The organism is Massilia sp. TWR1-2-2, assembly GCF_049897565.1.
GTDB lineage: Bacteria > Pseudomonadota > Gammaproteobacteria > Burkholderiales > Burkholderiaceae_D > JAFCUW01.
Window position 1 is genome coordinate 43,175 of sequence record NZ_JAFCWM010000029.1, and the last position, 10,445, is coordinate 53,619.

The window sequence follows — 10,445 nt, forward strand, 5'->3', positions numbered from 1 at the left end:
GATCACTCATCCGGGCGCCAGCGGTGGATGGTTGTCTCCAGGTCGGTGAAGTCGAGCGGCTTGACCATGTGCACATTGAAGCCGGCCGCCGATGCCGCTTCCTTGTCGCGCTGCTGCCCCCAGCCGGTTGCGGCGATCAGCAGCGCGCGCTTGCCCCACGGCTGCGTGCGAATCTGGCGCGCGACCTGATAACCGTTCATGCCCGGCAGGCCGATATCGAGAATAACGACGTCGGGCAGAAAGTCGGCGCCGGCCAGCAGCGCCGCGGCGCCGTCGTAGTGCTGGGCGACGGTAAAACCGAGCATCGTCAGCGCCATGCCGAGCATGTCGGCGGCATCGCGGTTGTCGTCGACCACCAGCACCCGCCGGGTGGCAGCGGCCGGGGTTACCGTCGCGGTCTCGATGGCGGCGCCGGCATCTGGCGCGGCGACGCCGCCTTGGTCGTGCGCCGCCAGCGGCAGCCGCAGCACGAATTCGCTGCCCTGGCCGACGCCGGCGCTGGCAACGTCGATGGTGCCGCCGTGTAGCGCGACCAGGCCCTTGACGAGCGACAGGCCAATCCCCAGGCCACCCTGTGAGCGTTCCAGCGCGGGCTCAAGTTGCGAGAACATCGTGAACACATTGGCCAGATGGTCAGCCGCGATGCCGATACCGTTATCGCGCACCGTCACGGCGACGTGGTCATCGGCCAAGGCCGCATCAAACCAGATCTGGCCGCCGTGCGGCGTATATTTCGCAGCATTGTTGAGCAGGTTCGTCAGGATCTGGGTCAGCCGGGTGGGGTCGGCGTCGACCAGCAGCGGCGTGTCCGGCAACTCGACGTGCAGCGCATGGCAGCTGGCGTCGATCAATCCGCGCGACGCTTCGATCGCGCTTAGCATGGCCGAGCCGACTTCGATTCGTTCGCAGCGCAGCTCGACGCGGCCCTGGGTGATGCGCGACACGTCCATCAGGTCGTCGACCAGGTGCGACATTTGCTGCATCTGGCGCTCGAACACTTCGCGCGCCCAGATCAGCTGCGGATCGTCGATCGCCTTGAGCTTGAGGATGTGGAGCACGTTCTGCATGGGCGCGAGCGGATTGCGCAATTCATGCGCGAGCGTGGCGAGGAACTCGTCCTTCTTGTGGTCGGCGCGCGCCAGTTCGGCGTTGGCATGGGTGAGCACGTCGCGGCTTTCCTCCAGCGCCTGCTGCGTTTCCGCCAGCGCCAGCAGAGACGCTTCGGCGTTGCGGCGCGCCAGCAGCAGTTCGCGTTCGTACGCGCGGCGGTCGGTGGCGATAAAGATCGCCAGCTCGATGTAGACGGTGTCGCCTTCCTGCCGGCGGAACATGTTCATCAAGGTCGGCAGCACCGAGGAATCGGCATGCCGGATATCGATCTGCACCTCGGCCACCGACCCTTGCATCTGCAACAGCGGCAACAGGTGGGTCTGATGGAACACCTTGCCGCCCATCGTGAACAGGTCCTGGATGCGACGCTTGCCGACCAGCTCGGCAGGTGGCCAGCCTACCCAGCCACAGAAGGTGTCGTTGCAGCGCAATATGCTGCCGCTTTTGTCGGCCAGCACCAGGCCGCACGCAGCCTTGTCGTACAGCCGCATGCTGGCCAGTTCGGCGCGGGGTGGTTCCACCTAGCGTGCCAGCGATGCCAGGAAGTTTTCCATCGCCTTGGCGCTGGCGCCGGGCGCGCTCAAATGGGGGCAATGGCCGACATTGTCGATGATCGCCAGCGCGCTCTGGGGCATCACCCGGTGCATGTACTGGCCGACCGACATCGGCGCGATCAGGTCGTCGTCGCACTGAACGATCAAGGCCGGCACGCGCGACCGGGCCAGTTCTGCGCGGTGGTCCGACAGGAACGCGACGCGCGCGAAATGCTTGGCGATGGTCGGGTCGGTGCGGCAAAAACTGTTGGTCAGCTCGACGCCAAGCTCCGGCTGCTCGGGGGCGCCCATGATCGCCGGCGCCATCGCGCTCGACCAGCCGAGGTAGTTGCTCTCGATGGTAGACAGCAGGCCTTCGATGTCTTCGCGCTCGAAGCCGCCGATGTAGTCGCCGTCGTTGATATAGCATGGCGATGGGCCGATCATCAGCTGAGCCATGAAGCGCTCGGGCGCTTCGATCGTCGCCAGCAAGCCGATCATGGCGCTGACCGAATGGCCGACGAAGATCACCGGTCCAACTACATTTTCGTCAATAATTTCGAGTAAGTCCGTTGCATACCCGTGCAAGCTGCTGTATTTCGTTTTGTCGTAAGCGGACAGGTCGGAAGCGCCGCTGCCGACCAGGTCGAACGTCAGCACCCGAGATCGCTTTTCGAACGCCGGCGCCAGCAGGCGCCACATGTTCTGATCACAGCCAAAACCGTGGGCAAACACCATTGTCACGTCGCCGTTGCCTGAGATGCGCACGTTATTTCGTTTCAAAGTATCCATAATGCTCTATCAGTTGAATAATCACGCGATTAACGATTATACAACTTGGATACCCAGAATCCGTGTCCTCTTGGCATCGCGTGTCGCTGCCGGTCGCATGCTGCGGCGCACCACACCGGGGTCAGACCAGTTGGTCTGACCCCGGTGGCGATGCGGCTTTCGAGAACAGCCGGCGCACCGAGCGGATCAGCCAGTGGAAGAGTGCAGCGACCGAGGCGACGACCATCGCGATGACGGTCGGCAGCACCGCGCCGAACGTCAAGGTCATGCCGAACACGAAGCCAAGCACATACTGGGCGCGGTAGGTGCGCACCAGCAGCGACACGACGAACAGGCCGAGGAAAATGACGGAAACCACCGGGAAATTCGACGAGAAAGCGAAGGCGAGCGCTGCGCCGTAGGCCAGCGCGCCGACAAACCCGGCCAGCATGCCGATGTGGGCGCCCGGCTGCTGGTCGGCACGACGCAGCATCCGGCCGACGAGAAACCAGGTCAGCGCGGGTATGAGCAGCATGCCCCACCAGTTGGAGATGGCCGGCAGGTCGGCGCGGTTCAGCATGTGATGCGCGGCGACACCGCCGTGCGCAAACTCCCAGCCGAGATGGACGAGCTCGAAAATGAGCCCGCATGCCGTCAGGATCAGGCGCGTACGGGCGGCGGGGAGAGCATTCATGCGGTTGACCTTCAAATGTGTAGTGCATGGCCCAGCGCGCGCAGCGCAGCTTCCTGCACCGCCTCGCCCAGGGTGGGATGGGCGTGGATGGTGCCGGCCACGTCTTCCAGTACGGCGCCCAGTTCGATCGACTGCGAGAACGCCGCGCTCAGCTCGGACACGCCGCGCCCGACCGCCTGCCAGCCGACAATGAGGTGATTGTCCTTGCGCGCCACCACGCGCACGAAGCCGTCGGTGCTTTCGATCGTCATCGCGCGGCCGTTGGCGGCGAACGGGAAGTTGGCGGACATGAAGTCGATGCCGGCGCGCTCGGCGTCTTGCGGCGTCATGCCGACCACCACGATTTCGGGATCGGTAAAGCATACCGCGGGAATCGCGCTTGGGGTGAAGTGGCGCCGCTTGCCGGAGATGATGTCGGCCACCATCTCGCCTTGCGCCATGGCCCGGTGCGCCAGCATCGGCTCGCCCGTGATGTCGCCGATCGCCCATACGTGGCGCATCGACGTCTGGCACTGGTTGTCGACCCGCACGGCGCGCCCGTTCATGTCCAGCAGCAGGTTTTCCAGGCCCCAGCCGGTCGTCGCCGGCCGCCGGCCGACGGCCACCAGCACGCGGTCCGCTTCCAGGCCGGTCTCGTTGGCGGCCGCGTCGCGGATGCGCACGGCGTCGCCGGCCGCGTTCAATCCTTCCACGTTGCAGCCTAGATGCACGTCGATGCCGAGCCGCTTCAGCGCCGCGCCAACGGGCTTCGACAATTCTTCGTCGTACGCAGGCAGGATGCGGTCCATCGCTTCGACCACCGCCACCTGCGCGCCAAGCTTGCGGTAGGCGATGCCAAGTTCAAGGCCGATGTAGCCGGCGCCGACCACCACCAGCCGCTTTGGCAGCGTGGCCGGCGACAGCGCTTCGGTGGCCGACACGACGGCGCCGCCAAACGGCATGAACGGCAGCTCGACCGCCTGCGAACCGGTCGCCAGCAACAGGTGCTGGCAATGAATGCGCATCGGCTCCTCGACGCCGACCAGCTTGAGCTCGACGGTCTTGCCGTCGACGACCCTGGCCCAGCCCTTGACCACCTGCACGCCGTTTTTCTTCAGCAGCACGCCGACGCCGCCGGTCAGCTTCTTGACGATGCCATCCTTCCACTGCACCGTGCGGCCGATGTCGATGCGGGCGGCGTCGGCCTTGATGCCCAGCGGCGAGTTGTTGGCGTAGTGGCGCACCTTGTCGAATTCCTCGGCCGCATGGATCAGCGCCTTCGACGGGATGCAGCCGATGTTCAGGCAGGTGCCGCCCAGGCTGTCGCCTTCGACCAGGATGGTGGCAATGCCGAGCTGGCCGGCGCGGATGGCGGCGACGTAGCCGCCAGGGCCGCCGCCGATCACCAGCAAGGTGGTGGTTGCTGAATTCATGCCTTACTCCACGAACAGGGTGGCGGGGCTTTCGAGATAGCCGCGGATCGCTTGCACGAACTGGGCCGCATACATGCCGTCGACGACGCGGTGGTCGAACGAACACGACAGGTTCATCATCTTGCGCGCGACAACGGCGCCGTCGCGGATCACCGGCCGTTCGACCATGCGGTTGACGCCGACGATCGCCACTTCCGGGCTGTTGATGACCGGCGTGGTGACGATGCCGCCAAGCGCGCCCAGGCTGGTGATCGTGATGGTCGAGCCGGACAGCTCCTCGCGCAGCGCCTTGCCGCTGCGGGCCGCTTCGGCCAGGCGCGCCACCTCAAGCGCGCTCGACCATGGATCGCGCGCTTCGGCATGGCGCACCACCGGCACCATCAGGCCGGGCTCGGTCTGCGTGGCGATGCCGATATGCACCGGCTCGAAGCGCGTCACGATGCCGGCGTCGTCATCGAAGCGGGCATTGACCTGCGGGAAGCTGCGCACCGCCAGCACGATGGCGCGCATCAGCAGCGGCAGCAGGGTCAGGCGGCCGCGCTCGGCGCCCCAGCGCGTGTTCAGCTGCGTGCGCAGCGCCTCTATTTCAGTGACGTCGATTTCCTCCACGTACGTAAAGTGGGGAATGCGACGCTTGGCGTCCTGCATCTTTTCGGCGATCTTGCGGCGCAGGCCGATGATCGGCACGGTCTGCTCGCCGCTCAGTTCGGCGTAGCGCTCGGCCACCGCGCCGGCTGTCGGCTTGCCGCCGCGCGCCACGTAGGCGTCGAGGTCGGCATGGGTGATGCGCCCGGCGGCGCCGCTGCCGAACACGTACTGCAGGTCGATGCCGAGGTCCCAGGCGCGCAGGCGCACCGCGGGTGGAGCCAGCGGCTTTTCGCCGGCCGGGCGCGTCGCGTGGGCAGGCGCCGCCGGCGTTGCCGCTTTGGCGGCGGCCAGCACCGGAGCGATCACCGGCGCTGCCTGCTGCTTGATCTGTGCCGGCGGCGGTGGCGCAACTTCGGCCAGCACCGCTTCGCGCGGCGCAGCGGCAGCCTTGCCGGCCACCACGTTGCCGGCGCCTTCGACTTCGAGGCGAATCAGCTCGGCGCCCACCGCCAGCGCCTGGCCCAGCGCGCCGCCGAGGGCCACCACGGTGCCGTGCACCGGCGACGGAATCTCGACGGTGGCCTTGTCGGTCATCACGTCGGCCAGCACCTGGTCTTCGACCACGCTATCGCCGGGTTGCACGCGCCAGGCGACAACTTCCACTTCCGCGATGCCTTCGCCCAGGTCGGGCATCTTGATCACATGAATGCCCATGTCAGACTCCGATCGCACGTTTGAAGGCTTCGCCGACGCGGTCGGGGCCGGGGAAATACGCCCATTCCTGCGCGTGCGGATACGGCGTGTCCCAGCCGGTGACGCGCTCGATCGGCGCTTCGAGGTGGTAGAAACAATGTTCCTGCACCAGCGCGCACAGTTCGGCGCCAAAGCCGCTGGTGCGCGTCGCCTCGTGCACGACGACGCAGCGGCCGGTTTTTTTCACCGAGTTGACGATGGTGTCGAGGTTGAGCGGCCAGATGCTGCGCAGGTCGATGATCTCGGCGTCGATGCCCGTCTCGCGCGCGGCGGCATCCGACACGAACACCATGGTGCCGTAGGTGATGACGGTGAGCGCGGCGCCTTCGCGGAAGATCGACGCCTTGTCGAGCGGCACCGTGTAGTAGCCTTCCGGCACTTCGCCGAGCGGGTGCTTGGACCACGGCACCACCGGCTGGTCGTGGTGGCCGTCGAACGGGCCGTTGTAGAGCCGCTTTGGTTCAAGGAAGATCACCGGGTCGTCGTTCTCGATGCATGAGATCAACAGGCCCTTGGCGTCGTACGGATTCGACGGCATCACCGTGCGCAGGCCGCAGACGTGGGTGAACATCGCCTCCGGGCTCTGGCTGTGGGTCTGGCCGCCGTAGATGCCGCCGCCGCAAGGCATGCGGATCGTCATCGCCGCGGTAAATTCGCCGGCCGAGCGGTAGCGCAGCCGCGCCGCCTCCGACACGATCTGGTCCGACGCCGGATAAAAATAATCGGCGAACTGGATTTCGACCACCGGCCGCAGGCCGTAAGCGGCCATGCCGACCGCGGTGCCGACGATGCCGCCCTCGGAGATCGGCGCGTCGAACACGCGGTTCTTGCCGTACTTGGCCTGCAGGCCGTCGGTGCAGCGGAACACGCCGCCGAAGTAGCCGACGTCCTGGCCGTAGACGACGACGTTGTTGTCGCGCTCGAGCATCACGTCCATCGCCGACCGCAAGGCCTGGATCATCGTCATCGGCACTGTTTTAATGTCTGGATCTCTGCGCACGCTCACACTCCCAGTTGTTGACGCTGCCGGCGCAGGTGCTCGGGCATGTCCTTGTAGACGTCTTCGAACATCGACGCGGCGCTCGGCACGCGGCCATTGGCCAGCGTGCCGAACTGCTCGGCCTCCTTTTGCGCGGCGACGATTTGCGCTTCCAGTTCGGCCTGCGTGGCCGCATGCTCGGCGTCCGACCACAGGCCGCGCTTGCTCAGGTGCAGGCGCAGGCGGGCGATCGGGTCGCCCAGCGGGAAGTGCGCCCAGTCGTCGGCCGGCCGGTACTTCGACGGGTCGTCCGACGTCGAGTGCGGCCCGGCGCGGTAGGTGACCCACTCGATCAAGGTAGGGCCGAGGTTGCTGCGGGCGCGCTCGGCGGCCCATTTCGAGGCGGCGTACACCGCCAGGAAATCGTTGCCGTCGACGCGCAGCGAGGCGATGCCGCTGCCGACGCCGCGCGCGGCGAAGGTGACGCTCTCGCCGCCGGCCAGCGCCTGGAAGGTCGAGATCGCCCACTGGTTGTTGACGACGTTCAAGATCACCGGCGCCCGATAGACGTGGGCAAAGGTGAGGGCGGTGTTGAAGTCCGACTCGGCGGTGGCGCCGTCGCCGATCCAGCCGGAAGCGATTTTCGTGTCGCCCTTGATGGCTGATGCCATCGCCCAGCCGACCGCCTGCACGAACTGCGTCGCCAGGTTGCCGGAAATAGTGAAGAAGCCCTTCTCGCGCACCGAGTACATGACCGGCAGCTGGCGCCCCTTGAGCGGGTCGCGCTCGTTCGACAGCAGCTGGCAGATCATCTCGACGAGCGAGAAATCGCGCGCCATCAGCAGGCTTTGCTGGCGGTAGGTCGGGAAGTTCATGTCGCCATCCTGCAGCGCCAGTGCGTGGGCGGTGCCGATCGCTTCCTCGCCGAGCGAGGTCATGTAGAACGACATCTTCTTCTGGCGCTGGGCGATGACCATGCGCGCGTCGAAGATGCGCGTTTTCATCATCGTGCGCAGACCGAAGCGCAGCATGTCGCTGTCGATGTCCGGCGCCCACGGGCCGCAGGCATTGCCGTCGTCGTCGAGCACGCGGACCAGCGTGGAGGCGAGCTCGGCGGTGTCGGCCGCCAGCACGTCGACTGGCGGGCGCTGGACCGCGCCGGCGGCGCTGAGGTAAAGATAAGAAAAATCCGTCTTGCATCCCGGGCGGCCGGTAGGCTCCGGGACGTGCAGTGTCAGAGGCTTACTCTGATTCATGAAGCTTCCCCTTGGTAAGGTGATGTGCGCCCAAGAGAATAACAAATTGTTTACGCGACAGGAGTACGGCGCGCGCAAATATTTATCGTGCAGTGCAATATATTCGGGCAAACTATCTGGCGTCGGCGCGATCTAACGGGAATATCCCTTCCCCGCCCCTGGACCCGGGACGAGCCGTATCCAACCATTTCCCAGGCAACACAGCGCTGCGACTTTAGTTTCGGGATAACGTGTCGCCATAACGCCGGAGAGGTCGGAATCCCATGCACAAAAACACGGGAAATCCTGTCCCTGCCTCGAGCCAAGTCATTCTGATGTCATCCGCTACGATCGTTTTGGTTTCCATAGCATCCGTCCATTCAGGTAATGTAGGCGAAATAGTAATCCGCCAACAGCAGGCTCGACCTCGACTTTACGCTAACAGCTGATCGGCCAGATTGTGAAGGTCCGAGGCACAAATATCTGGGAGCGACGCCAGAGAAAAGGGCTGGTTGCCTTTGCGCTCCAGGAAAGCGGTTTGCATTCCTGCCCAAGCCGCACCAGCGACATCCCAGGGATGCGCCGCAACCAGCATGCAATCTTGTTCGGAAACCTGCATCTCCCGCGCCGCCCACTGATACACCTCGCAATGCGGTTTATACTTTGCGACGCTTTCCACACTGAGCTGACGCTCGAACATTGGCGTAAGGCCAGCGTGCTCGAGCTGCGACTTACTCGCGGCGACACTTGAATTGCTCAAGCTCGCCATCCGAAATCCTGATCGCTTAAGACGAGAAAGACTATCAAGAACGTCGCGGTGAGGCGCTAACTTGAGCATTGGCTCAAGCGCATCGTGCGCCTGCTCCAGGTCGAGCATAACTTCCCTATTGCGGGCCAACATCATCAGCGTCGCCGCGCCGACGTCGGCAAACGCTTCGTACTTGCCGCCGACTGTAAGAACGAGCGAATACTGGAGCATCGTTGTGAACCACAAACGCGATGCGCCATTTTCCAATAGAACCTCGTCGATGCTTTCCTCGAGCGGCGCCAAGTCGAGCAACGTTTCGTTGACATCAAAAAGAAGAACTGCTGGCCGACTGTGGTGTGGCATGTTCATGTCCAACCCCCTCCTCAGTTGTAACCTATCGATGCATCCGGATTCAGCCCCAGCGCCAAACTCGGCGGGGCTGAGACTGCACGCGCTTTACTTTGCCGGCATATCCTTGTAAGCAGTGTTTGCGGTCGGAACCGAGAACTGGAGCTTTTGCATGTATGGCGGCATCGTGCCAGCCATACTTTGCTTGATCGCATCAGCGTAAAATTTGCGCGCCGCGGCCGGCGTCTTCTTTCCGTGCGCGACGTCGTGTGCAAGGTTGATAGCGAGGAAGTTTGCTTCTTCCTTGTCGCAACGGGCTGACATTTCGCCATTGGTGCGTTCTAGAACAACGCTACCGTCGTACTGGGCCATCTCATCGTACCTGTCAGGTTTTACGCGGAAATCGATAAACTGCTGCATGACATCGCCGTGGGCCATTGGAAAATCATGGGGCACCGATTGCTTGTAGATGATCGTGCGTTTCCAGGGCAAGTTGTTGTGCCACACGAGCATGCTGGCAGTTGCTTCATGCGGCGCACCGTACTTGGTCATCGTCTTCTTGATGACTTCCTTGGTGACATCCGGCCACGATGCGGTCATGGACGTGACAGCGGCAGCGTCCAGTTTCGCCGAGGGCGCGTCCGCAGCAGTGACCGCACTGCAAGCAACAGCAAAAACCAAAGGCAGCAAAGCAACTCTTCTCATTTTATTCTCCTGGTATAGTTTTAATTCAGGCAACAGATCACAGTAGTGTGCCAGTGCCGAACTTGTTTTATACCCGTCCACCAATAACAGGTCTGTCAGTTCACACACTTAAAACCGACAACTAGCGATCAGGCGTGCCTTGATTAGCCAACGGGGCACCAGATGCGGAAAGTCCGATGCGGCGCGAGCGCAAGGGAGTTACCGCCTTTTTTAAGCAACATTTTCAGAGCAACTGTATCGACGCGGGGGGCAGAATCGTTAAGCACGGCGCCGGCAACAGCGGCTTTGCGCGATTGTGGCAAGCGGTCGATGCCGGTTGGCCGCAATTGCTGTTCCCGCTGGGCTAGCAGCGCATCAACTGACCCGAGATCACTTCTGGCGACGGATTCAGGAAAGTCGGCAAGGGCAAAAATCGGACACTGCAGGACGTCAAGAATCGGAAAACTGGGCTTAGCAGGGCGTTGAAAAAGGCATGAATACCTTCGGGTTTTATCGATGATCAGTCGAAATTTATCGATCCAAACCCGCATGCCTCCTGAGAACCAAGTTCTAGCCGCTTTTCAGGGCGA

General features: G+C 63.6%; 10 protein-coding genes. All 10 read right to left on the reverse strand.

Annotated features, from left to right (window positions below):
- Positions 1-2: 2 nt before the first annotated feature.
- Positions 3-1,631: an ATP-binding response regulator gene (locus tag ACP7DD_RS21920; RefSeq protein WP_426176954.1), complete on the reverse strand. Its 1,629-nt coding sequence runs from the start codon at positions 1,629-1,631 to the stop codon at positions 3-5.
- On the reverse strand, positions 1,632-2,435 hold the full coding sequence (locus tag ACP7DD_RS21925) for an alpha/beta fold hydrolase (protein ID WP_426176955.1): 804 nt from the start codon (positions 2,433-2,435) through the stop codon (positions 1,632-1,634).
- Between the two features lie 121 nt (positions 2,436-2,556).
- Entirely contained in the window at positions 2,557-3,108 is a 552-nt protein-coding gene (locus ACP7DD_RS21930; protein WP_426176956.1) for a hypothetical protein, read from the reverse strand.
- Positions 3,109-3,119: 11 nt separating this feature from the next.
- Positions 3,120-4,520: a dihydrolipoyl dehydrogenase gene (gene lpdA / locus ACP7DD_RS21935; RefSeq protein WP_426176957.1), complete on the reverse strand. Its 1,401-nt coding sequence runs from the start codon at positions 4,518-4,520 to the stop codon at positions 3,120-3,122.
- A 3-nt stretch (positions 4,521-4,523) separates the two neighbouring features.
- Positions 4,524-5,822, reverse strand: coding sequence for a dihydrolipoamide acetyltransferase family protein (locus ACP7DD_RS21940; protein ID WP_426176958.1), 1,299 nt, complete (start codon positions 5,820-5,822; stop codon positions 4,524-4,526).
- A gap of 1 nt (position 5,823) precedes the next feature.
- Entirely contained in the window at positions 5,824-6,828 is a 1,005-nt protein-coding gene (locus ACP7DD_RS21945; protein ID WP_426176965.1) for an alpha-ketoacid dehydrogenase subunit beta, read from the reverse strand.
- 35 nt (positions 6,829-6,863) lie between these two features.
- Positions 6,864-8,096: a 3-methyl-2-oxobutanoate dehydrogenase (2-methylpropanoyl-transferring) subunit alpha gene (locus ACP7DD_RS21950; protein ID WP_426176959.1), complete on the reverse strand. Its 1,233-nt coding sequence runs from the start codon at positions 8,094-8,096 to the stop codon at positions 6,864-6,866.
- A gap of 412 nt (positions 8,097-8,508) precedes the next feature.
- On the reverse strand, positions 8,509-9,192 hold the full coding sequence (locus ACP7DD_RS21955) for a haloacid dehalogenase type II (protein WP_426176960.1): 684 nt from the start codon (positions 9,190-9,192) through the stop codon (positions 8,509-8,511).
- A gap of 87 nt (positions 9,193-9,279) precedes the next feature.
- The gene (locus tag ACP7DD_RS21960; protein WP_426176961.1) at positions 9,280-9,876 is read right to left on the reverse strand and encodes a hypothetical protein; all 597 of its coding nucleotides are present in this window, start codon (positions 9,874-9,876) and stop codon (positions 9,280-9,282) included.
- A 143-nt stretch (positions 9,877-10,019) separates the two neighbouring features.
- A complete protein-coding gene (locus ACP7DD_RS21965) occupies positions 10,020-10,406 on the reverse strand; it encodes a hypothetical protein (RefSeq protein ID WP_426176962.1) in 387 nt (128 codons plus the stop codon).
- Positions 10,407-10,445: the final 39 nt, after the last annotated feature.

Excerpts from the sequence above, each read along its gene's own strand:
- ACP7DD_RS21925 (WP_426176955.1), bottom strand. The coding sequence starts at position 2,435 with ATGGATACTTTGAAACGAAATAACGTGCGCATCTCAGGCAACGGCGAC.
- ACP7DD_RS21930 (WP_426176956.1), bottom strand. The coding sequence starts at position 3,108 with ATGAATGCTCTCCCCGCCGCCCGTACGCGCCTGATCCTGACGGCATGC.
- lpdA (WP_426176957.1), bottom strand. The coding sequence starts at position 4,520 with ATGAATTCAGCAACCACCACCTTGCTGGTGATCGGCGGCGGCCCTGGC.
- ACP7DD_RS21940 (WP_426176958.1), bottom strand. The coding sequence starts at position 5,822 with ATGGGCATTCATGTGATCAAGATGCCCGACCTGGGCGAAGGCATCGCG.
- ACP7DD_RS21945 (WP_426176965.1), bottom strand. The coding sequence starts at position 6,828 with ATGACGATGATCCAGGCCTTGCGGTCGGCGATGGACGTGATGCTCGAG.
- ACP7DD_RS21950 (WP_426176959.1), bottom strand. The coding sequence starts at position 8,096 with ATGAATCAGAGTAAGCCTCTGACACTGCACGTCCCGGAGCCTACCGGC.
- ACP7DD_RS21955 (WP_426176960.1), bottom strand. The coding sequence starts at position 9,192 with ATGAACATGCCACACCACAGTCGGCCAGCAGTTCTTCTTTTTGATGTC.
- ACP7DD_RS21960 (WP_426176961.1), bottom strand. The coding sequence starts at position 9,876 with ATGAGAAGAGTTGCTTTGCTGCCTTTGGTTTTTGCTGTTGCTTGCAGT.
- ACP7DD_RS21965 (WP_426176962.1), bottom strand. The coding sequence starts at position 10,406 with ATGCGGGTTTGGATCGATAAATTTCGACTGATCATCGATAAAACCCGA.